The 22,043-nt window shown below is 63.0% G+C and carries 17 protein-coding genes and 1 pseudogene; 3 read left to right on the top strand and 15 right to left on the bottom strand.

The window, feature by feature from the left end:
• Positions 1–311: 311 nt before the first annotated feature.
• From OKB81_RS11910 to OKB81_RS11900, 3 genes are all read right to left on the bottom strand, one after another.
• On the bottom strand, positions 312–896 hold the full coding sequence (locus OKB81_RS11910) for an ANTAR domain-containing response regulator (RefSeq protein ID WP_160837605.1): 585 nt from the start codon (positions 894–896) through the stop codon (positions 312–314).
• Between the two features lie 125 nt (positions 897–1,021).
• On the bottom strand, positions 1,022–1,780 hold the full coding sequence (cobA, locus tag OKB81_RS11905) for a uroporphyrinogen-III C-methyltransferase (protein WP_160837603.1): 759 nt from the start codon (positions 1,778–1,780) through the stop codon (positions 1,022–1,024).
• A 28-nt stretch (positions 1,781–1,808) separates the two neighbouring features.
• Complete coding sequence (locus OKB81_RS11900) at positions 1,809–4,433, bottom strand: nitrate reductase (protein WP_160837601.1); 2,625 nt, start codon at positions 4,431–4,433, stop codon at positions 1,809–1,811.
• Between the two features lie 283 nt (positions 4,434–4,716).
• On the opposite strand from OKB81_RS11900, the gene OKB81_RS11895 reads away from it, so the two are divergent.
• On the top strand, positions 4,717–5,220 hold the full coding sequence (locus OKB81_RS11895) for an RNA methyltransferase (protein WP_160837599.1): 504 nt from the start codon (positions 4,717–4,719) through the stop codon (positions 5,218–5,220).
• 43 nt (positions 5,221–5,263) lie between these two features.
• On the opposite strand, the gene OKB81_RS11890 is transcribed toward OKB81_RS11895, so the two are convergent.
• Positions 5,264–6,007 (bottom strand): hypothetical protein, encoded by a 744-nt coding sequence (locus tag OKB81_RS11890; RefSeq protein ID WP_160837597.1) that lies wholly within the window; start codon positions 6,005–6,007, stop codon positions 5,264–5,266.
• A 194-nt stretch (positions 6,008–6,201) separates the two neighbouring features.
• On the opposite strand from OKB81_RS11890, the gene OKB81_RS11885 reads away from it, so the two are divergent.
• Positions 6,202–6,633 (top strand): universal stress protein, encoded by a 432-nt coding sequence (locus OKB81_RS11885; protein ID WP_010675457.1) that lies wholly within the window; start codon positions 6,202–6,204, stop codon positions 6,631–6,633.
• 169 nt (positions 6,634–6,802) lie between these two features.
• Here the strand turns inward: OKB81_RS11885 and OKB81_RS11880 are convergent, their stop codons facing one another.
• The 6 genes and pseudogenes from OKB81_RS11880 to gpt form a co-directional block, all read right to left on the bottom strand.
• Positions 6,803–7,396, bottom strand: a complete 594-nt coding sequence (locus tag OKB81_RS11880) for a murein L,D-transpeptidase catalytic domain family protein (RefSeq protein WP_160837616.1) — start codon at positions 7,394–7,396, stop codon at positions 6,803–6,805.
• 198 nt (positions 7,397–7,594) lie between these two features.
• Positions 7,595–8,851, bottom strand: a complete 1,257-nt coding sequence (locus OKB81_RS11875) for a glutamate-5-semialdehyde dehydrogenase (RefSeq protein WP_262512438.1) — start codon at positions 8,849–8,851, stop codon at positions 7,595–7,597.
• Positions 8,852–8,883: 32 nt separating this feature from the next.
• Complete coding sequence (proB, locus tag OKB81_RS11870) at positions 8,884–9,987, bottom strand: glutamate 5-kinase (RefSeq protein WP_048207022.1); 1,104 nt, start codon at positions 9,985–9,987, stop codon at positions 8,884–8,886.
• A gap of 145 nt (positions 9,988–10,132) precedes the next feature.
• Positions 10,133–10,525: pseudogene (crl, locus tag OKB81_RS11865) on the bottom strand (sigma factor-binding protein Crl).
• Positions 10,526–10,587: 62 nt separating this feature from the next.
• Positions 10,588–11,856: an esterase FrsA gene (gene frsA / locus OKB81_RS11860; protein ID WP_270662948.1), complete on the bottom strand. Its 1,269-nt coding sequence runs from the start codon at positions 11,854–11,856 to the stop codon at positions 10,588–10,590.
• Positions 11,857–12,030: 174 nt separating this feature from the next.
• Positions 12,031–12,498: a xanthine phosphoribosyltransferase gene (gpt, locus tag OKB81_RS11855; RefSeq protein ID WP_039040347.1), complete on the bottom strand. Its 468-nt coding sequence runs from the start codon at positions 12,496–12,498 to the stop codon at positions 12,031–12,033.
• Between the two features lie 926 nt (positions 12,499–13,424).
• Between gpt and OKB81_RS11850 the strand changes: the two genes are divergently transcribed.
• Positions 13,425–14,876, top strand: a complete 1,452-nt coding sequence (locus tag OKB81_RS11850) for an aminoacyl-histidine dipeptidase (protein ID WP_045525722.1) — start codon at positions 13,425–13,427, stop codon at positions 14,874–14,876.
• Between the two features lie 629 nt (positions 14,877–15,505).
• Here OKB81_RS11850 and OKB81_RS11845 read toward each other — a convergent pair.
• The 5 genes from OKB81_RS11845 to OKB81_RS11825 all read right to left on the bottom strand — a co-directional run bounded on the left by OKB81_RS11845 (position 15,506) and on the right by OKB81_RS11825 (position 21,636).
• The gene (locus OKB81_RS11845) at positions 15,506–16,507 is read right to left on the bottom strand and encodes an ABC transporter ATP-binding protein (RefSeq protein WP_041212969.1); all 1,002 of its coding nucleotides are present in this window, start codon (positions 16,505–16,507) and stop codon (positions 15,506–15,508) included.
• Positions 16,508–16,601: 94 nt separating this feature from the next.
• Entirely contained in the window at positions 16,602–17,639 is a 1,038-nt protein-coding gene (locus OKB81_RS11840; RefSeq protein ID WP_160837593.1) for an ABC transporter ATP-binding protein, read from the bottom strand.
• 25 nt (positions 17,640–17,664) lie between these two features.
• Positions 17,665–19,482 carry an extracellular solute-binding protein gene (locus tag OKB81_RS11835; protein WP_160837591.1) on the bottom strand — a complete coding sequence of 606 codons (1,818 nt, stop codon included), beginning with the start codon at positions 19,480–19,482 and terminating at the stop codon, positions 17,665–17,667.
• Between the two features lie 82 nt (positions 19,483–19,564).
• A complete protein-coding gene (locus OKB81_RS11830; protein ID WP_270805257.1) occupies positions 19,565–20,608 on the bottom strand; it encodes an ABC transporter permease in 1,044 nt (347 codons plus the stop codon).
• A gap of 2 nt (positions 20,609–20,610) precedes the next feature.
• Positions 20,611–21,636 (bottom strand): ABC transporter permease subunit, encoded by a 1,026-nt coding sequence (locus OKB81_RS11825; RefSeq protein WP_010675471.1) that lies wholly within the window; start codon positions 21,634–21,636, stop codon positions 20,611–20,613.
• Between the last annotated feature and the right edge of the window lie 407 nt (positions 21,637–22,043).

Raw genomic sequence — 22,043 nt, 5'->3', positions numbered from 1 at the left:
GATTTAGGGACTCAGAATACTTTTTTCTGAAAATCAAGGCGGCCTTCCCCGGAAAGCCGCGATGAACCAAAAAAAAGCCCCACCGATCCGGGATCGGTGGGGCTTCTTTGCCCTGTTGCGGAGGAATGGCCGGATGGCCCTTCCCTGTCCGCTGTCTCTTCACTTGCTATCGTGTATTCGGTTATTCACTTTCCGTGCCAGCTCTGCCAGTGCCCGCCAGACGGGCTTTCGCCCCTCCAATCCCGCCCTCGCCACCCCCAATTTGCCTCAATTAGGCGCAGTTGCACCAAAACGGTTGGCCACCAGGACGCTCAGGCGGGCAATGCCAGCAACAGCTGCCGCGCCAGCTCCCCCAGGCTCAGGTGACGGCTCATGGCGGTGCTGCGCATCAGGCGATAGGCCTGTTCCTCGTCCAACCCCTGATGGCGCATCAGCCGCCCCTTGGCCTGCTCGACGAGCCGCCTCTCCTCCAGCTTCTGGCGCAGCTCGCTCTCGGTCTGCATCAGGGCCTGCACCATGGCGAGCTGGCTGCGGGCCAGGCGCAGCCACTGCTCCACCGGCTCCCGCTCGCCGCAAGGGTGGGGCACCAATAGCACACCCTGCCGCAACAGGGCGAGCTGGGTGTCTCCCCCCAGCCGCTCGCAGAACAAGAGGCGCGGCAGGCCGGGCCAGAGGGAGAGGCCGAGGCGCACCTCGGCGCCGAACTGTCGGCAGCTGACGAGCAGGGCGTCCCCCTGCTCCATCGGGGTCAGCAACTGGCGGGTATCGAGGATCCTGGGCTGATGACCGTAGTGGCTGACCAGCAGGGCCAGCCGATTGGCCTGACCGGGATCATCGGCGTGGATCAGCAGGCGGGAAGCGGGGCCGTCCTGACCCCGGGTGGAAAGAGTAGTCATGGCGCTCCTTGCCAACGGCTATCGCAACTTGTCTGCTGCCAATGCCGCAACATGAAGGCCAACTCTTTGAATCTACCTCCTTTTTATCTATCAGGAGGTAGTGGGGGTAGAGGGTGGATATCGGCTCAGGCGACCCGATCCAGCGCCTCCGTCAGCAGACCCTGCAGCTCGGCGCGCAGGCGCACCACCTCCCCCACGATGATCAGCACCGGGCTCTGGCCGAGCAGGGCCAGCGCGGCCTGCGCCAGCCCGTCCAGCGTGGTCTCGTGCACCTGCTGGCGGGCGTTGCACCCGGCCACCACCAGGGCCACCGGCACATCCAGTGAGGCCCCCGCCGCCAGCAGCCCCTGCCGGATCTGGGCCGCCCGCTCCAGCCCCATGTAGAACACCAGGGTGTGGCCGGCCCGGGTCAGCCCCTGCCAGCCCTGATAGTCGCGCTCGTCCATCAGGTGCCCCGTCACCAGGGTCAGGGAGCGGGCCAGTCCCCTGTGGGTCAGGGGGATGAAGGTGCTGGCGGCGCACCCCAGGGCCGCCGTGATCCCCGGCACCAGCTCGGCGGCGATGCCGTGCCGGGCCAGGTGCAGCGCCTCCTCGCCGCCACGGCCGAACACCAGGGGATCCCCCCCCTTGAGGCGCACCACCCGCTTGCCGGTGCGGGCCAGGGCCAGCAGCAGGGCGTTGATCTCCTCCTGGGTCGGGCTCGGCTCGCCGCAGCGCTTACCCACGTCGAAGCGGGCCGCCCCCTGGGGAATGCGGGCCAGGATCTCGCTCCCCACCAGGCGGTCATAGACCACCACCTCCGCCGCCTCGATGCGTTGCAGGGCGCGCAGGGTCAACAATTCGAGGGGGCCGGGGCCCGCTCCCACCAGACTGATTTGGCTCATCTCAGGCTCCTTGTGTCCTGGCATCGCACTAAGCGGATGCCAGGAAAACATGTTTGATCAACAACTTGTCTATCTCGGGCAGGCAGGTACCGCAGTTGCTGCCGCAGCCGAGCAGGGCCTGCAGCCCCGCCAGCTCGCTCACCCCCTGCCGGGTGATGGCATCGACGATGCGCTGCTCCGATACCCGCAGGCAGGAGCAGACCAGCCGGCTCTCCCCGGCCAGGGCCTGACTCAGGGTCTGGCTCAGGGCCCCCACCTGGAGCGGCGTGCCGAGCAGGCTGGCCAGCAGATCGACCTTGATGTCCGGGCGCCGCTCCCCCATCAGCAAGATGCCCTCGATGCGATCCCCGGCCAGGGCCACGGCCAGCCACCCCTCCTTCATGGGCAGCCTGAGCCAGTGCCCCTCGGCCCCCAGCCGTTGCCACAGGCGCTCGGGGCTCTCTGACCAGGAGGCCAGCAGGGTGCAGTTGCCCTCGGGCAGGGGGCGCCTGGCCCACCAGTCCACCCCCTCACGCCAGTCATGGCGGCCGCACCAGAGCCCCTGCCAGCGGGTGGGCTGCGCCCTGGCCTGCACTCGCCCCTGCTTGAACATGGGCTGGCCCGAGAGGGGATCCACCACGGCGGCGATGAGACGGTTGACCGCCCCCTGGCTGCACTGGCTGTCGGTCCAGTGCATGGGCAGGAAGGCCTCCCCCTCCCTGAGCCCCTCGTCCAGCCCGACCAGCAGCAGCGCCTCCCCGAGCGCGTTGCAGAGGCGCACCAGATCCCCCTCCCTGGCGCCGAGCGCCAGCAGGCTGGCGGCCCCCACCCGCACCCTGGGCCAGGGCTCGGCCTCCTGCAACCTGGGCACGTGACCGGTGCGGGTCATGGTGTGCCACTGATCCCGCAGCCGCCCGCTGTTGAGGAGCAGGGAGACAGCCCCTGCAAGCGGGGGCGTTTCTGGCTGCTCGGGGAAGCGCTGGGCCAGGGGCAGCAGGCGGGCCCGGCCATCCGGGGTGGCAAAGCGCCCGTCCTCGAACAGGCGATCACGCCCTTTGGGCCAGCGGGCATTGACGGGCCAGCGAAGGGGGGCCAGGGCCTCGAATTCGGCACGGGTGAGACCCGCCAGCCCCGAAATGTCGAACTGGCGGGATCCGTCGTTTTCAAACCCGGAGAGGGCGGCATGCTCGCAGAAGATCTCGTGCTCGTGTTCATAGGCGAACCCCTCGCCAAAGCCGAGCCGGCGGGCGAGCCGGGTCAGGGCCCACCAGTCGGGCCTGGCCTCCCCCGGCAGGGGCAGGAAGGCGCGCTGGCGGCTGATGGTGCGCTCGGAGTTGGTGACGGTGCCGCCCTTCTCCCCCCAGGCGGCGGCGGGCAGCAGCAGGTGGGCGAGGCGCGCCGTGTCGGTGTTGGCCGTCACCTCGGAGACCACCAGCAGCTCGCAGCGGCTCAGGGCCTCGCGCACCCGGTTGCCGTCCGGCAGGGAGACCGCCGGGTTGGTGCCGAGCACCCAGAGCGCGCGGATCTCCCCCCGGTGCACCGCCTCGAACAGCGCCACCGCCTTGTGTCCCGGCCCGCGCACCATGGTCGGGCTCTGCCAGAAACGCTGCACCCGGTCGCACTCGGCCTCGCCAAAGCCCATGTGGGCGGCGAGCTGGGTCGCCAGCCCCCCCACCTCGCGCCCGCCCATGGCGTTCGGTTGCCCCGTCATGGAGAAGGGAGCCGCCCCCGGCTTGCCGATGCGGCCGCACATCAGGTGGGCGTTGAGGATGGCGTTGGCCTTGTCCACCCCCTGGTTGGACTGGTTGATCCCCTGGCAGAACAGGGTGACGGTTTTGGGGGTGCGGGCAAACAGCTGGTAGAAGCCGAGCAGATCGCTGCGTGAGAGGCCGCAGCTGCGGGCCACCTCGTCCAGTTGCCAGGCGGGGTCGTCCAGCGCCGCCGCCAGCGCCTCGAAGCCGCTCACATGCTGCGCCACATAGGCCTTGTCCCAGCCGTCGCTGTCGAGGAGATAACGGCACAGGCCGTTCCAGAGCGTCACGTCGCTGCCGGGCTTGAGCGCCAGGTGCAGATCCCCCTGCTCCGCCGTCATGGTGCGGCGGGGATCCAGCACCACCAGCCTGAGCTCGGGGCGCCGCGCCCTGGCCTGCTGCAGGCGGCGAAACAGCACGGGATGGGTCCAGGCGGTGTTGGCGCCGGTGAGCACCACCAGATCGGCGAGCTCCAGATCCTCGTAGCAGGCGGGCACCAGATCCTCCCCGAAGGCGCGCTGGTGGGCCACCACGGCCGACGACATGCAGAGCCGGGAATTGGTGTCCACATTGGCACTGCCGAGGTACCCCTTCATCAGCTTGTTGGCGACGTAGTAATCCTCGGTGGTGAGCTGGCCCGACAGGTAGATGCCGATAGCCTCAGGCCCGGACTCTGCCATGATGGCGGCCAGGCGTTCCGCCAGGGTGTCCAGGGCCTCCTCCCAGCCGATGCGCTGCCCCATCCAGCGCGGATAGAGCAGGCGGTCAGGGAAGGCCAGGCTCTCCAGCAGGCTGGCCCCCTTGACGCACAGGGCGCCGCCGTTGGCCGGATGCTGCTCATCCCCCTGCAACTGCCAGTTCTCCCCCTCCCGGCTCAGCCGGATGCCGCACCCCACTCCGCAATAGGCACAGGTGGTCTTCATTCCCTTGCTCCTTGTCATGTGTCTGACGAGGGGCCCATAAAAAAGCGTCCGCCCCCCTGCGGGGACGGACGCCTTTGTCCGGATGCCTCATCGTCTTGTATGGGAAAGTGACTGCAAACCCCGCGCCAGGATGCAAGGGGCGCCGCCATTGCGCGTCAGCGTGCCGGGCTGCGCCGCCACGGTGCAGCCGCCCCCTTGTTGGGCCCGCTGGACGGGAATGCGCCCCACGGGCTGGGCAAGGGGCGCGCCGGGGGTATAATGCGCCGCCACACAGGAGAACGAGATGAAAGTGTCAGGTTACGGCGCCGCAGAGCGGGTCGATGCGCGGCCGGATGCGGCCCCCGAGTATTGCGCCATCGGGCTGGTCAACCCCAAGTCACCGGAGAACGTGGGGGCCGTGATGCGGGCCGCCGGCTGCTATGGGGCAGACGAGGTCTACTACACGGGGCAGCGCTTCGAGCTGGCGCGCCGCTTTGCCACCGACACCAAGCAGATGGTGGAGAAGATCCCCCTGCTCGGGGTCGAGGAGCTGCTGGCGTTCGTGCCCGAGGGCTGCACCCCTGTGCTGGTGGATCTGATAGAGGGGGCCACCCCCCTGCCGGATTACGTGCACCCCAGGAGAGCCTTCTACATCTTCGGCCCTGAGGATGGCACCCTGGAGCCCGCCCGCTTCGCGGCAGTGAAGGAGGTCATCTATGTGCCGACTCAGGGTTGCATGAACCTCGCCGCCTCGGTCAACGTGATCCTCTACGACCGGCTGGCCAAGACGCTCAGAGCCAAAGACTAAGGGCGGGGCAAGAGGGGCCCGATGACGGCATCAGGCCCGACAGCTAGGGCTGTGGCTTGTTCGCCCGCACCACCTGCTCCCTGAGAAAGTCCTGGTAGTAGTCGTAGAGCTTGTTCTGCCGATAGATCTCCGCCAGCTTGCCCTGCCTTATCAGGGTGCGCATGCCGGGATCCCAGAGCCCGTGCAACTGCCTGCCCTTCGGGGTATCGGCGAAGATGGGGTAGGTCGGAATCCAGCGCAGGAATACCTGTACCAGCTCGGGGGGAAGGGAGCCTTCGGGGTAGAGGGCGCCGTCGGTCAGGTAGTAGCGGTAACGCCCCTTGATCAGCAATTGCAGCGCCATCTCGTGGCTGTCTCTCTCGAACCAGCGCATCGGCTCCGGGATGAACTTGTCAAAGGCCCACCCCCTCAGCCAGAGCACCTCCTGCTCCTTGAGGCTGTGCTCCCCTGCCCAGTGCGGCAGCCAGCGCTTTTGCATCACCACGCTCACGTAGTCCGCCGAGTCGGGGTAGTCGGGCTGATGGACCCCGGGCACCTCTCCCCGATAGACCCCCATCGCCATGTCCCCCTCCTTTTGCGACACCACCGCCAGTGCCCGTTTGTAAGGCACCATGTGAAGCTTCACCTCGTGCCCCAGGGGTTCATAGATGGCTCGAACCACATCCAGATAGACCCCCTTGCCGTCCCGGTGACAGAAGCCGGGCCAGTCGTCGCAATAGACTTGTATGGTGTCTGCCCGCACGAACGAGGTGATCAGCAGGCAACAGAACAGAAAAAGACGAACCATGAATATCCTCAGTGATATGGCACTCGGCAGATGCTCACCGCCGGACGGCCCGTTCAGGCATACAGATAGCATAGAAAAACAGAGTCCCGGCCGACATTTTCCCCATTTTGCGAGCGGGTCGAGGGTTATTGTCGCCCCACAGCGTATCATGGCAAACAAGATTCATTAGTAGCCCAACTTGAGGGGAGATTCTCATGCCAACCATCAAATCCCTGCTCTGCCCCGTCGATTTCTCCGAGATGTCCAGAGCGGTACTCGACTACGCCGTCTTCATGGCCAACACCCACCAGGCCGAGCTCAAACTGGTCCACGTGGTGGATCAGCTGCACGGCTTTGACAGCTACAAGATCCTGCACATGACGGCCATCGAGATCACCCACGAGATGGAACGCCAGGCCAAGAGTCAGCTCAAGGAACTGGTCGCCTGCCTGCCGATTCCGGCCAAATTCGAGGTCCGTTTTGGCCGCGCCGCCGATGAAATTGTCCTCCAGGCGAAGGAAGACAAGGTGGATCTCGTGGTCATGGGCAGCCATGGCCGCTCCGGCATCAGCCACCTGCTGGTGGGCAGCGTGGCGGAATCCGTGGTGCGCCACGCTCCCTGCCCTGTGCTGGTGGTCCGCAAATAATCCCCGCCTGATGCGCCAAGGCCAGCATATGCTGGCCTTTTTGCTGTTCATTGCCATGGGATACTCATCTCAGAACCGGTGCACGAGGGATAACGCGAGGTCGTCGGCAAAGTAGAGCGCCGCCCACCAGTCCTGGTGACGCCCTCGCAGCAGGCTCGCGGGCAAGGTCTCAGCCATGGGCATAGATGACGCTCCCTCCCTTGATGGTGTCGATAATGGCCCTGGACTGCTCCCTTGGCAGGGCCGGGCATCCCCAGCTGCGCCCCAGCTTGTCAAACTTCTGCAGATGCCTGGGGCTGGCGTAGTCCGCCCCGTGCACCACGATGGCGCGCTTGCGGGCATTGCTGTTCTTGCCGGGACTGAGGCCGTCGAGACGCAGGGAGTAACCGTGCTTGCCCTGATAGGTCTCGGCGGTGCGGTAGACCCCCAGGGAACTTTGCCGGGAATTCATCTGATTGGAGAACTGGCGGGCGGCCAGCTCCCCCGAATTGCGGCCGTGGCTGACCCAGGTGTGGTAGAGCAGCTTGTGGCGCTTGACGTCGATGACGAACAGCCGGCGCATGGTCGAGGGCTTGCTGTAGTCGATGATGGTGAGAATGGGTTTTCGCTTGTGGCGCACGCTCTGGTAACCGTCCAGGGCCTTACGAAACACGCGGCTGTCGAGCTTGCCGGCCAGCCCGAGCTGACGATAGAGATCCTGGTCCCAGCTGGCGTGGCTGGCGCCGCTGAAACAGAGCGCCCCCAGCAGCAGTGGCAGGCTCAGCCAGAGGCAGCCCCACCACGCACTCCTATCCTGTCACTTCATCCTTGAAGTTGCTCCCCTTGCTGTCGCTGGCCTGATGCCCCGGGTGACACCGCATCCTGCTGGATAGTTATATGCAAGCCATTGATTGCGAGCAATAAAAAAGCACAAAAATGCCGACCTGAGTCGGCATTGTCCTGCTTGCTCAGCGTGCCTGGATCAGGCACGGCTGAGATAATCCGCCTGCCCCACCCACTTGTAGCTGGTGAGTTCGGTCAGCCCCATGGGGCCACGGGCGTGAAGCATCTGGGTCGAGACCGCCACCTCGGCCCCGAGGCCAAACTGGCCGCCGTCGGTGAAGCGGGTGGAGGCGTTGACATAGACCGCCGCCGAACCGGCCCCGTTGACGAAACGCTCGGCATTGGCGAGGGAGTTGGTCAGGATGGCATCGGAGTGGCCGGCGTTGTGCTCGCGCATATGGGCGAGCGCCTCGTTGACGTCCGCCACCACCTTGACCCCCAGGGTCAGCCCCAGCCACTCGGTGTCGAAATCTTCCGGCCCCGCGTCGCACAGGTTGTCGCTGCCAGCCAGCAGCGCCATGGCGTTGGGCGCCCCCACCAGAGTCACCTTGCGCTCGTTCATCAGAGCCACCAGTTGCGGCAGCAAGGTGGCCGCCACCTTCTCGTGTACCAGCAGGGTATCGAGGGCGTTGCAGGCGGAGGGGCGCTGCACCTTGGCGTTCTCGATGACCGCCAGGGAACGCGCCAGATCGGCGCTCTCGTCCACGAAGATATGGCTGATACCGAACCCGCCGATGATGACGGGGATGGAGCTGTTCTCCTTGCACATCTTGTGAAGACCCGCGCCACCACGGGGGATGATCATGTCCACGTAGCGGTCGAGGCGCAGCAACTCGGCCACCAGCGCCCTGTCCGGGTTGTCGATGTACTGCACCGCCGCCTCGGGCAGGCCGGACGCCGCCAGGGCATGCTGGATCACCCGCACCAACTCCAGGTTGGAGTGGAAGGTCTCGCGACCACCGCGCAGAATGCTGGCGTTGCCGGTCTTGAGGCAGAGGCTGGCGATGTCGATGGTGACATTGGGGCGCGCCTCGTAGATGACGCCGATGACCCCGATGGGCACCCGGCGACGGGAGAGGCGCAGGCCATTCTCCAGCACCCGGCTGTCGATTTCGGCCCCGACCGGATCGTCCAGGGTGATCACCTTGCGCACATCCGCCACTATGCCGGCAAGGCGCGCCGGGTTGAGCAGCAGGCGATCCAGCATGGCTTCCGTGAGCCCCGCCTCGCGCCCGGCGGCAATGTCTTTCTCGTTGGCCGCCAGGATCTGGGCACTGCGTGCTTCCAGTTCATCGGCGATGGCCGCCAGCGCCCGGTTCTTCTGTGCCGTGCTGACGGTGGCCAGTTGATAGGCGGCTTCACGGGCCGCCTGCCCCATTTTCTCCAGACTCATCACAGTTCCCTTTTGTTCATGCGGTGCCGCCCTGTTCAGAGCAGCACCATGTCATCACGGTGGATGGCCACGGCACCATAGCCGTAACCCAATACCTGTTCAATCTGATCCGAGTGGACACCGCGCAGCCGATCCAGCTCCAGATGGTCGTAACGGCAGATACCGCGAGCCAGCTCGCTCCCCTTGGGATCCAGGATACGCACCACGTCGCCACGCACGAAATCTCCCTTCACCGCGACGATGCCCTTGGGCAGCAGGCTGGAGCCCTTCTCCTGCATGGCGGCCACGGCCCCCTGATCCACCTGCACTTCGCCGTGAGGAGGGGGCCCTGCCAGGATCCAGCTCTTGCGCCCTTCCAGGGGGGATGCCAGGGCCGGGAACAGGGTCCCCACCCGCTCCCCGGCGGCGAGGCGGCCGATCACTTCCGGGATCTGGCCGGTGGCAATCACCACGTCCACCCCGGCGCGGCGTGCCACGTCGGCGGCCTGCAACTTGGTGGCCATGCCACCGGTGCCAAGGCCGCTCACGCTGTCACCGGCAAGGGAGCGCAGGGTGTCATCTATGGTCTGCACCTCTTCGATGAGCTGGGCATCCGGGTTGGTGCGCGGGTCGGCGGTGAAGAGCCCCTTCTGATCCGTGAGCAGGACCAGCAAGTCCGCATCCGCCAGGATGGCGGCACGGGCAGAGAGGTTGTCGTTGTCCCCCACCTTGATCTCGGCGGTGGCCACGGCGTCGTTCTCGTTGATGACGGGGATGATGCGGTGATCGAGCAGAGTGCGCAGGGTGTCGCGGGCATTGAGGTAGCGCTCCCTGTCTTCCAGGTCGGCGCGGGTCAGCAGCATCTGGCCGATGTGCAGCCCGTAGAGGTTGAACAGGTCCTGCCATACCCGGATGAGCTGGGTCTGACCCACCGCCGCCAGCATCTGTTTGTTCGGCAGGGTAGGCGCCAGCGGAGGGTGGCCCAGATGCTCGCGACCGGCGGCGATGGCCCCCGACGTGACCAGCACGACACGGTGCCCGTGTCGATGCAAGGCGGCACATTGTCTGACCAGCTCGACCATGTGGGCACGGTTGAGGCGGGCAGATCCCCCGGTGAGCACGCTGGTGCCCAGTTTGACGACTATGGTTCTGTTTTCCATGGGAACGAAGGGTTAGAAAAGTAAGGAATCCCTTTATACCCACGGCCCCCCTGCCCTGCAAGGCAATTAAGCCTCGCCAGGCAGTTGCGGGCTCGGTGACAAAGCATCGGGGTACCCCGCACCGGGAAGATGCGGGGCTTGGGGATCAGGCTGCCGTCACGCTCAGTTCGGCGGTCACCTGCTTCGCGGGGGAGAGGGTGCACTCCAGCTGGGTCAACTTGCCGCTGATGAGCTTGTAGAAATGTTACAGGGTGCGTTTCACTTCCGCCTGATGCTTCTTGGGCAGCGCCTTGTCGATCCACTCCCCGTCCGCGTTGTAGAACCCCGTCTGATAGTGGTAGCTGAAGCTGTGATCCGCCTGCTCCAGCACCAGCCACCAGCCCCAGAACTCCCGCTTGTCCGGAGCAGGCTTGGCGCTGACACAGACGGACAGACAGTCAAAGCGGTAGCGGCCCTCCTCGCACAGGTCTTCACGCAAATAGGGGCCAATGGCCGCGAACTGCCGCAGCAATCGCTTGTAAGTCACTCTTTCTGACATGCTAACCTCCCTGTTGAACAAGCCATACCATCACATGGTGATGTTACATTTTTAGTTTTATATCATGTACATAAGTGCTTTTTGAGCCAGTCTACCGTCTCTTTCAGTGCCTCGTCATAGACCTCGAGCAGTGGCTGCTTGTCAAACACCACCGCCTTGCCGCTGCGACTCGCAGCGGCCAATGCCCGGACATCCTGCTCGGGACAAATAAAATCTTTCTTGTGCCCGATACTCAATATCGGCACGGAAGTGCGACTCCCCAGCAATCCCTGGGTCTTGAGGGAGAAGACCTGGCACTTGGTGCGCAGCAGATCCCACAGGGCCGCGTCCGCCCCCAGCCGGTTCGCCAGCCCGTCGCGCATCATGCGCGGGCAGCGGGCGAACATCTCCTGATTGGTGAACACCTGGTTGATGCCGGCACCGATGCAGACCACGGTCCGAAGCTTGAATGGCTCGACGAAGGCGAGGCGGGCCGCCACGTTGCCGGCGAGGCGGAACCCCACCATGGCGATGCGCTGGTGATCGACCCAGGCCACCTCCGAGAGGTAGTTGAGCACCGCCTGGTGCAGGCGGCTGGTGTCCTGCACCAGGGGCCAGTGCTCGGCATAGCCGGTGCCCGGCATGTCCAGGGAGAGCATCCCGATGCCGTGGGGCTCGAGACACTTGAAATAGAAGTTGAGGAAGTCCACCTGAAGCGAATCGATGCCACCGCTGACGATGACCAGGGGCACAGGTTTCTCGGTGGTGGGCAGATGCAGGTAGCCCTGGATGGTCTTGCCCCGAAACGGGACCTGCAACTCCTTGAGGGGCACCTTGAACAGGCGTCCGGCCTCGCGATAGGCCATGTTGCCGAGCAACTGGGCCTGATCCGCCAGCTCGTCGTGCTTGAGGTGGGGGTAGCTTGCGATGGAGTAGTAGCGCACTGCCTTGAGCAGGCTCTTCAGCGCCGCGGCGCGATCCCCTTCCCCCAGCAGCGTCCGCCCCGTATTGAAATAACGGCCGGCAAGCTGGCTCCACTCATAGACCCAGTTGCCGGGCACATAGCCCTTGATGGTGTCCAGATAGCGTTCGTGACTGCGCTCCCCCTGCCCCATGGCGATGTGCGCCAGGGTCTGCTCCACCTCGACGGGATCGGCCCCCTGCCAGGCCCAGGTCGGTCTGCGCAGCAGGCGATACCAGCGGGGCGACAGGGCGCCATCGATGAAGCTGTCAGACAGTGCGCTGTCTTGCTCGTCGACGGGGCTCGAGTTGGAGACTTCGGAAGTTTCCAATACCTTTTTGACCCGGGTAAACAGCTTTTCCGTCAGATTGGTATCGTCGTTTGGTTCCAAAATGGTGGCTCTTCTGTCTCAAACAATGTCCCATCTTAACCACTTTTCACATCGAGCAGCCACACCAGAAACGCATTGAGCCCCAAAAGGGGCTCAATGTGGTCAACCTTGCATCACGATGGATCAGTCCGCTCCCGAATGCCGGGGAGTCACTGGTCGCGACCGGTGCGGCGATTACGCTTCGTCGCAGATCGGCTTGGCGAACTCCAGTGCCATGTCCCAGGGCTGTTCAATCCAGGTGTCCTGCGGAATGGCGACTTCGAAGTCATCCACCAGGGGTTCGCCCATGGGCTTGGCGAAGATGGTGATGAACTTGGCTCTGGGGTAGAGCTCGCGGATCGCCTTGGCGGTGCCGCCGGTGTCCACCAGATCGTCCACCACCAGCCAGCCTTCGCCGTCACCTGCGGTGGTGGCAGCCTTCACCACCACCAGCTCGCGCTGGTTGTCGTGGTCATAGCTGGAGATGCAGAGGGTTTCGACATTGCGAATGCCAAGTTCGCGGGCCATCAGGGCCGCAGGCACCAGACCACCGCGGCTGACGGCGATGATCCCTTTCCACTGGCTGACAGGCAGTTGACGACGGGCCAGACGGCGCGCTTCGCGTTGCAGGTTATCCCACGATACATAGAACTTTTTTGGCATGCTATCGATCTCAACGAGTTATAAAGCAATCACTTATGAGGCGAAACCCGGCAAAGATACGGGTTCAGGTCAATTCTGGCACCCCGTTTCCCGAATTTTGCTTGCACTTTTTCGGCCTCGGGGCTGACGCCTCGGCGGCAAAAACGGATGCAATGCGAACAGGGATGGGGTGTAGCTGGCGGCCATGTCGGGTGGACTCCCGAGCTCGGGCCTGCTGTTGGGCCGGTATGATAGCACTCTTTATGGATAAATTGAGCGGCAAACGTATGCGAAAAACAGGAAATGTCCGCCATCTTCCGCTCTGTCGCCCTTTTGGGAGGGCTTCGGCGACACCTACAGGTTAGCCGTTTGACACACATTCCATGACATTCGGGCAAAAAAATAGCAGGGGGAGGAGAGGTTTCTCACACACCTGCTGCTGTTACCTGTGACGCCTGCGAGCCTTAACGGCGGGTGGCGTAGGGATTCGGGTAGTTGAAACCCTGGGTATAGAGAGATTGGGCAAACCAATAGGTTGAATTGCTGCCTGACATCATAAACTCCTGATTGCTTAACAAGTTACGTACCTTAATGCGGGTTCACATCCTTGAACTGACACTCGGTTCCATGGAGGCGCACTTGCTTTGCTTCGGTTCCCTGGAGGCATTGATTGTCATCCTGACAAGTGGGCTGGCCACGGCGGCTAATTTACCACCCGGCGCCCAAAAGACAATATTTTTGTGACTAACATCACAAAATTGATGTTCTGCTGACACAAATAAGGCAGGTAGTGAAGTTCGCCATCCATGCTCCCTTTCCCAGCACAAGCAGAGCGTCATTTGCGCTGATCGCTCACATTTTTGCGTGATTGACTGTATTATCGTTATCCTCTTCCCCGGCCCGCAGAGTGGGGCCCGACATTTTCCATGCTGGTAAGGAGTCCCGACGTGGCACAGCTCAGTTCTCTGTCTCCCAAGTTGATTTGGCAATTCTTCGAGCAGATCTGCTCCATCCCCCACCCCTCCAAGCACGAAGCCCAACTGAGCGCCTGGATCGTGGCATGGGCCCAGGGAGAAGGCCTGGCGGTCAAGCAAGATGCCGTCGGCAACATCATCATCAAGAAACCGGCCACGCCGGGGATGGAAAACCGCAAGGCCGTGGTGCTGCAAGCCCACATCGACATGGTGCCCCAGGCCAACGCCGACACCCAGCACGACTTCACCACCGATCCCATCGATGCCTACATCGATGGTGAATGGGTCACTGCCCGCGGTACCACCCTGGGTGCCGACAACGGCATGGGCATGGCGGGTTGCCTGGCCGTGCTGGCCGACAAGACCATCAAGCACGGTCCGCTGGAAGTGCTGCTGACCACCGACGAAGAGACCGGCATGACCGGCGCCTTCGGTCTGGAAGCGGGCTGGCTTGAGGGCGAGATCCTGCTCAACACCGACTCCGAAGAGGATGGCGAGGTCTACATGGGCTGCGCCGGCGGGGTGGATGCCAATATCCGCTTCCCCCTGGAGCTGGTTGCTGCCACCGAGGGTGAAGGTTTCGAGCTGCAGGTCAAGGGCCTGCGCGGCGGCCACTCCGGGGTCGACATCCATCGCGGCCGCGGCAACGCCAACAAGCTGCTGGTCCGTCTGCTCAAGGCCGCCGAACCGCTGGGGGTGCGCCTTGGCGATCTCAGCGGCGGCACCTTGCGCAACGCCATCCCCCGCGAGGCCCGTGCCAGCCTGCTGGTGCCCGCCGCCAGCGTGGCTGACTTCAAGGCCCTGGTGGACCGCTACGCCGGCATCTATCAGAGCGAGCTGGCCGCCACCGAGGCCAACCTCACCGTGCTGCTCACCGCCCGGGAGAAACCGGCCCAGCTCATGAGCGAGTCCCTGCAAAGCCGCCTGCTGGATGCCCTGATGGCCTGCCCGAACGGGGTGATGCGCATGAGCGACGCCATCCCGGGCGTGACCGAGACCTCCACCAACCTGGGTGTCATCAAGACACTCGAGGGGGAAGTCTATGTGCAGTGCCTGATCCGCTCCCTCATCGATTCCGGTCGCGAGAACATCGAGCAGATGACCCGCTCCCTGTTCACCCTGGCCGGCGCCAGCTGCGAGTTCACCGGCGCCTACCCGGGTTGGGCCCCGAACGTTGACTCACCGGTCATGGCGCTGGTGCGAAGCAGCTACCAGACCCTGTTTGGCGAGATGCCGAACGTCATGGTGATCCATGCAGGCCTCGAGTGCGGTCTGTTCAAGAGCGCCTACCCGGACTGGGACATGGTCTCCTTCGGCCCGACCATCCGTGGCGCCCACGCACCGGGGGAGAAGGTACACATCCCGGCGGTCGAGCGTTTCTGGCAACTGCTGGTTCACGTGCTGGAACATATCCCGGCCAAGTAAGCCAGCTCACGACCATATCGATGCCCCGCCCAGTGCGGGGCATCTTTTTTGTACTTCCTCCTCGGCCACCTCTCTCACATCCCCGATTCCATACGTGGCCCTGGCTTGAAATCGTATCCATGAACAGGTCTGCATTTGAAAACCCTTTCCATGATTTATGTAAATTTACAACACAAAAAGTTGATCCAGCTCACATATGCCCCTAGGATCAGAACGTGACCAAGGTCACACAACCCATGAACCACAGAGAAACGAGGTCATCATATGTTCGAGAATCTGGCAGTGCTGTTCCACCTGAAGGGTGCAACCAGCAAGAAAGGTGCTGAAGAGAAAGACACTTATGCGCCTGCAACCCGCAATTACTACTTCCGTTATGGCGCCTGATATCGCCTGTCCGGATGTTGAAATTGGCAACGTAATAAAACTACAAAACAACTCAGCAATCCACACAACAACCACCCCCATCGGGGCGCTGTCCTGCCCGGGCCAGAATTCCCACGGCCAAACCTGAACTCCAACCATGAAGATGGGGCCCGCAGGCCCCATTTTTTTATCCCGTTTCCGCCTCTATTGCGCCTCCTCGGTGCCACCTTGCAGCGATGCCGGTCGCGACGCGGCGGGCGCCGGCATCATATCGCCTTTCCCAACGGCACCGCCTCCTGCACGGGCAAGGGGAAATGGCAGGCTACCTGATGCCCCTGCCCGCCGCACGCCTCAAGGGCGGGCGAGCGGGTGCGGCACAGATCCGTTGCATGGGGGCAGCGCTGGTGAAAATGGCAGCCACTCGGCGGCGAGATGGGGGACGGCACATCCCCCGTCAGCAGGATGCGCTGGCTGCGCCGCCGCGGATCCGGCACCGGAATGGCGGAGATGAGCGCCTGGGTATAGGGATGGCGCGGTGCCAGGTAGAGAGCCTGGGCCTCGGCCAGCTCGACGATCCGGCCCAGATACATCACCGCAATCCTGTCCGAGATGTGCTTGACCACCGACAGGTCATGGGCGATGAAGATGATGGCGAGGTTCATCTCCCGCTGCAGATTGAGCAGCAGGTTCACGATCTGGGACTGCACCGACACGTCGAGCGCCGACACCGCCTCGTCACACACCAGCAGCTTGGGCTTGAGGGCGATGGCGCGAGCGATGCCGATGCGCTGGCGCTGGCCGCCAGAGAACTCATGGGGGTAGCGATCCACCGCGCTGCCGGGCAAGCCGACTTTCTCCAGCAGCTCCTGCACCCATGTCCGGCGCTGTTCGGCGTTGCCCTTACCGTGGATGATGAAAGGCTCCTCCAGGATCTGCCCAACCGTGTGGCGGCTGTTGAGGGATTCTGCGGGATCCTGGAACACGATCTGCATCTCCTGACGCAGGGATCGCATCTCCTTGGGCGAGAGGTGGGTGATGTCACGCCCCTCGAAGGTGATGGAGCCGGCGCTCGGCTCGAACAGCTTGAGCAACGAACGCCCCAGGGTGGACTTGCCGCATCCCGACTCCCCCACCAGGCCAAGGGTCTCCCCCTGCCTGAGATCAAAGCTGATGCCATCCACCGCGTAGACGGTGTATTGCTTGCGCAAGAAACCGCCACCCATCTTGAAATGCTGCTTTAAATTGCTTACCGACAACAAGCTGGTCATGACTTCCATCCCCGACGATTCATGGCAGCAGACGACCTGGTCGCCTTCCCGCCGCCTGGCTGCCCTGCGACACCCCGTCCCCACACCAGACCGTTCATAGGCTCACCTCCTTCCAGTGGTGGCAGGCCACCCCGTGGTGTTCGCTCAACTGCTCGGTCACCGGTATGGTCTCCACGCAAAGGGGCGTGGCATGGGGGCAGCGGTTGGAGAAACGACACCCTGCCGGCATCTCGTGCAGGGCGGGCACCTGACCCTTGATGGTCTTGAGAAGGCTCTTTGGCACATCTTCCAGACGCGGGATCGAGGCCATCAGACCATGAGTATAGGGATGTCGCGGGTGGTCAAACAGTTCATAGATATCGGCCCGCTCCACCGCACGCCCGGCATACATCACCACCACCTCGTCACACAGCTCCGCCACCACCCCGAGATCGTGAGTGATGAAGATGATGGCCATGCCGGTCTGGGCTTGCAGCTCCTTCATCAGATCCAGGATCTGGGCCTGGATGGTCACATCGAGCGCCGTGGTCGGCTCGTCGCAGATGAGCAGGGCCGGTTCGCAGGCCAGCGCCATGGCGATCATCACCCGCTGGCGCATGCCGCCGGAGAGATTGTGGGGATAAGCCGCGAAACGCTGGTCAGGCTCGGGGATCCCCACCTTCTTCAACATGGCGATGGCGGCGTCACGGCGCTGGGCCTTGCTGTAATCGGGGCGGTGGAGGCGAAACACCTCCATCAGCTGATCGCCGACCGTCTGCACCGGGTTGAGGGCCGTCATGGGCTCCTGAAAGATCATGGAGATACGGTTGCCACGCACCTTGTACATCTGCTCCGGCGGCAGATTGAGCAGCTCCTCCCCCTGAAAGCGGATGGAGCCCGCCACCACCTGACCGTGGGGCCTTGGCAGCAACCCCATGATGGCCAGCGAGGTGACGCTCTTGCCGCAGCCGGACTCGCCGACTATCCCCAGGGTCTTGCCCGGGGCGACCTGGAAGCTGACCCCGTCGAGCACCTTGATCTTGCCGTCGTCGACGGCGAACTCCACCTCGAGATCCCGCACCTCGAGGATGGGGGACAGAGACTGCCCCTCATGATCGCTGGTGCCGGGGGCGGTGACCTGTGTGTTGGGCATGACTGCTGCTCCCTTCTGGGCCACATCAATGATGTGCATAGGTCTTGTCGATCAGGGTGATGGGGGCCAGCGCCTTGCCGTCAGCCTTGGCCTTCTGGGTCTCCTCCTTCACCTTGGGATCGATCCAGAGCAGGCCGCCACTGCTGTGGGGGTAGCCATCCATGGGCCAGTAGAGCAGATCCGGGGTGTTGCGGGTGGCGGGCACCTCCGGCAGCATCACATAGCGCCAGCTGCTGGCTCGCACGTAGTTGAGCTGAACCCCGGGCACGAAGATGGCGAGATCATAGATCCGCTGCTGGATCTGGTGGGAAAGCGCGGCCCGCTTGTCCATGTCGAACTCGACGTTGTAGGCGTCGATCAGGCTGTCGAGCTCTTTGTCAGCCACGTTGAACAGGTTGTTGGTCTGGGGCTTGTTGGCGTTGTCGGAGTGGAAGGACTCCCAGTATTGCGGATAGAGACCGCCGCCCCCCCAGCCAAGCCAGGCCGCCTCGTGTTTCTTCTCCAGCATCACCTTGAAGCCGGTGGCGCCATCCACCAGATTGAGCTCCAGATCCAGGCCCGCCTTCTTGGCCTCTTCCTTGAGCACGGTCAGCCGCTTGGAGTGCTCCTGGCTGGTGTAGGTGAGGGCCAGGGTGAGCCGCTCTCCCTTGTCGTTTTGCAGGATGCCGTCCGGTCCCTGCTTGCCGTAGCCGCCCTTGGCGAAGTACTCCCGTGCCTTGGCGATGTCGTAGGCCCGCTCTGGCAGCGCGATGTCGGTGAAGGCCCCGAAGCCAGACCCGAAGGTGGTAGCGCGGTCATAGTCTCCATGCAGCACCGTCTCTATCATCTTGTCGATGTTGAAGGCGTGCTGGATGCCGAGCCGCACGTTGAGATCCGCCAGCTTGGGATTGGCCACGTTGAGGTGAACCCCCTGCCCCCCCTGCTTGGTGTCGGTCATGGCCATCACCTTCTGCACGTATCCCTGCTTGTACTCCGGTGTGACCGCCTTCTCATGCCACCAGTTGGGCAGGATCATCTCGAAGGTGTCCAGCTCCCCCTTGAGGAAGTGGCGGAACGCGATGTTGTGGTCGCGGATCACCTGCACCTTGATGGTGTCGAGGTTGAACCTGTGCTGGTTGTAGCGATCGTCTTTTGCCCACCACTCCTTCTGCTTGCTGAAGGTGACGGACTTGCCCTTTTTTACGTCGCTCATCACGTAGGGGCCCGTGGTGGGTACCACGGCCCAGTTGTACTGCTTCACCCAGTTCGGGCCCATCTTGTAGTAGTGCTTTGGCTGGGGCCACAGTTCGGTGGTGTTGAGGAGATCGAGCTTGGCCTTGCGGCTGCCCGCCTTGACCAGAATGGTATGGTCGTCAATCTTCTCCACCGCCACCACCTCGGTGGTGTAGTAGTTGTTGAACCAGGGGCCCTTGATGTCCTTGGAGCGCATCATCTCGTAGCCGAAGGTGTAGTCATCGGCGGTGACCGGCTTGCCGTCGGACCACTTGGCGCGCGGGTCGAGTTTGAAATAGACGGTCTGGCTGTCCGGCGCGATGGCCCAGGCATTCGCCAGGGCCGGAATGGGGTTGCCCGTGTTGGGATGGAAGCTGATGAGCCTCATCTGGTTGTCGAGGATGAAGGAACGGAACGAGCCGTTGGAATCCGGCCCCACTGTGCGAAACGTCAGCGGGAAGCTGTCGACGAAGAGATTGAGGTTGCCGCCGGGCAGCGCCTTGGGAGAGGCGAACACGGGGTCGGTGTCGTTGGTCTCCCACGTCAGATCCGCGGGCAGGCTGGCCGCCCACACCCAGGATCCGTTCACCAGCAGAAAGAGAGCACCTGTCCATTTGATTTTATTGTTCATGTTTGACTTCCTGGTCATGCCCCTGCACTGGGGGCGTCTTCATTAAGGGTCCTGTCGATGTGCCCTGGCAAGGCACCATCGCTCACTGATAACGGGTAAATTTGCGCGGATCGAACGCCTCCCGGATGGCCTCCCCGATGAAGGAGACCATGATGAGCACCAGGCTCACCGCCGCCACCACCGAACTCACGATCCAGATGGCGTCGAGGTTGTTGATCCCCTGGGAGAGCAACTCCCCCCAGCTCGGGGTCGGCGGCGCCAGGCCAAAACCCAGGTAGTCCAGCGCCGTCAGGGTGGAGATGTTGCCCACCACGGCAAACGGGGCCAGGGTGACGATCATCATCAGGGTATTGGGCAGAATATGGTTGAAGATGATGCGCCGGGTGCTCGCCCCCTGGGCCCGCGCCGCCATCACGTAGTCCCGCGCCCGCTCCTTGTAGGTGAGGGTGCGCATGTACCAGGTGACCCCCATCCAGCCGAACAGCACGTTGATACCGACGAACAGGCCGAAGTTCGGCTTGGCCAGGGAGACCAGGATCATGATGACGTAGAGGAAGGGCACCTGGGACCAGATCTCGATGAAACGCTGCATCAGGAGATCGAACCGACCGCCGAGGAACCCCATCATGCAGCCGATGCTGACCCCGATGACATAGCTCGCCACCAGCGCGATGAAGGCAAAGCCGATGGCGATGCGAAAGCCGTAGACCAGCCGTGCCAATACATCGCGACCGCTGGTGTCGGTGCCGAGGAAGTGGCGCTCCGCTAGGCTCGGGGCATAGGGCGGATAGGCTTCCTCCTTGAAGTCCTGCTCATAGGGGTTCCAGGGGACCAGGGGCAGCAACACCCAATCCCCCTTATCTTCCTTCGCAAATTGGCTCTTGAGCTGGCGGTAGTTGGTCTCGTACTCGTAGTCGAGCCCGAAGTGCTGGCCCGGGATCACGTCCCCATAGGTGGGGAAATAGAGCTCCCCCTGATAACTCACCGCCAGGGCCCGGCTGTTGACCAGCAGTTCCGCCAGCAGAGAGATGACCACCAGGACCGAAAAGATGACAAAGGAGTAGTAGCCGCGCTTTATCGACTTGAAGCGCTTGAGTTTTTTCAGCGTTACCGGATTCAGGTTCATGCTCACTCTCCAAACCGCACGCGGGGATCGACCAGGGCAACGCAGATGTCGGAGACAATGTTGCCCACCAGCATCAGCATGGAGGTGATGGCCAGAATGCCCATGACGGTGGGGTAATCCCGCTCGACAATGGCCTCATAACCGAGCAGGCCGATGCCGTCGATGTTGAAGATGGTCTCGATGAGGAAGGAGCCCCCGAAGAAGACGGTGAGCACCGACCCTAAGTGACTCGCGATGGGGATCAGGCTGTTGCGCATGGCGTGATCGGTCACCGCCTTGCGAAACGGCAACCCCTTGGCCACGGCGGTGCGCACATAATCCGCCGACAGGTTCTCCATCAGGCTGTTCTTCATGGTCATGGTGAGGATGGCGAAATCCCCGATGGCGTAGGCGATGAGCGGCAGCAGCGCGTGGGCGAAGACGGTGCGGATCTGATCCCAGCTGCTCTCCATCCCGTCAAACTCGTCCCCCGGGAAGCCCCCCATGGGCAACCACTCCAGATGGAACGCAAAGACGGTGATGAGGAAGATCCCCACCACGTAGGCGGGCAGCGCATAGGCCATGTAGATGAGCATGGAGCTCAGGGAATCGAAGCGGCTGTTGTGCCTGAGCGCCTTGGCCACCCCGAGCGGGATGGAGACGGCATAACTCAGCAGAAAGGTGGCGAGCCCGAAGAAGGCGGTCACCGGCAACCTCTCCTTGATGAGATCCCACACCGGCTCGTAATAACGGGTCGACTCCCCGAGATCCAGCACCGCCAGCTTCTGCAACCAGTCCCAGTAGGCGACCAGCATGGGCTTGTCGAGACCGTAGAACGCCTTGAGCTCTTCAATCTGTTCGTCGGAGAGTGCCTGCGCCCCCTTGCTGCCACTGGAGCGGCCGGACTCGTTTTGCGAGACCTGCGCCTGCAGCAGCATGCGCTCGACCGGGCCGCCCGGCACGAAGCGGGTGATGGTGAAGACGAGCAGGGTGATACCGAGAAACGTCGGGATGATCAAAAGCATCCGACGTAGGAAATACGACAGCATGGTGGAACCTCGTCCTTGTTGTTCTTTTATGGCCAGTCACATCCGGTGACGGGCCTATCCTTACCTGGCATTACTCACTGAATTGACTGGCATTGACAGACAATCCGGCTCGGTCACTGTAAAAGCTCTGCAACAAAAATCAAGTAGAACTCTGTCTGCGACCGGGAATGTCCCCCCGCAGCATATCCCGCGGATGATTTTTTCCCAAAAACCCCTCAGAGATCCCCTCATTTTTAGAGACTCAAATAATTCCAAGTGTGCGGGTATATAAGGGAAGGTGCGAACAAGTCCCTGATATGAGATCATGTTTGTCATCTGGAGCCATGAAAAAGGGTTCATCATGAGTCATCAACTTACCTTCGCCGACAGTGAATTCAGCAGTAAGCGCCGTCAGACCAGAAAAGAGA

Origin of the sequence: Aeromonas sp. QDB56, from assembly GCF_027705505.1 — a bacterium.
GTDB lineage: Bacteria > Pseudomonadota > Gammaproteobacteria > Enterobacterales > Aeromonadaceae > Aeromonas > Aeromonas caviae.
Note: the sequence above shows the minus strand (reverse complement) of the source record. Positions and strands in the feature narration are given on the sequence as shown.

Coding starts and splice junctions, on each gene's coding strand:
- OKB81_RS11885 (WP_010675457.1), top strand. CDS start 6,202: ATGCCAACCATCAAATCCCTGCTCTGCCCCGTCGATTTCTCCGAGATG.
- OKB81_RS11910 (WP_160837605.1), bottom strand. CDS start 896: ATGACTACTCTTTCCACCCGGGGTCAGGACGGCCCCGCTTCCCGCCTG.
- proB (WP_048207022.1), bottom strand. CDS start 9,987: ATGGAAAACAGAACCATAGTCGTCAAACTGGGCACCAGCGTGCTCACC.
- OKB81_RS11895 (WP_160837599.1), top strand. CDS start 4,717: ATGAAAGTGTCAGGTTACGGCGCCGCAGAGCGGGTCGATGCGCGGCCG.
- OKB81_RS11900 (WP_160837601.1), bottom strand. CDS start 4,433: ATGAAGACCACCTGTGCCTATTGCGGAGTGGGGTGCGGCATCCGGCTG.
- cobA (WP_160837603.1), bottom strand. CDS start 1,780: ATGAGCCAAATCAGTCTGGTGGGAGCGGGCCCCGGCCCCCTCGAATTG.
- OKB81_RS11890 (WP_160837597.1), bottom strand. CDS start 6,007: ATGGTTCGTCTTTTTCTGTTCTGTTGCCTGCTGATCACCTCGTTCGTG.
- OKB81_RS11835 (WP_160837591.1), bottom strand. CDS start 19,482: ATGAACAATAAAATCAAATGGACAGGTGCTCTCTTTCTGCTGGTGAAC.
- OKB81_RS11830 (WP_270805257.1), bottom strand. CDS start 20,608: ATGAACCTGAATCCGGTAACGCTGAAAAAACTCAAGCGCTTCAAGTCG.
- OKB81_RS11845 (WP_041212969.1), bottom strand. CDS start 16,507: ATGACCAGCTTGTTGTCGGTAAGCAATTTAAAGCAGCATTTCAAGATG.
- OKB81_RS11825 (WP_010675471.1), bottom strand. CDS start 21,636: ATGCTGTCGTATTTCCTACGTCGGATGCTTTTGATCATCCCGACGTTT.
- gpt (WP_039040347.1), bottom strand. CDS start 12,498: ATGCCAAAAAAGTTCTATGTATCGTGGGATAACCTGCAACGCGAAGCG.
- OKB81_RS11840 (WP_160837593.1), bottom strand. CDS start 17,639: ATGCCCAACACACAGGTCACCGCCCCCGGCACCAGCGATCATGAGGGG.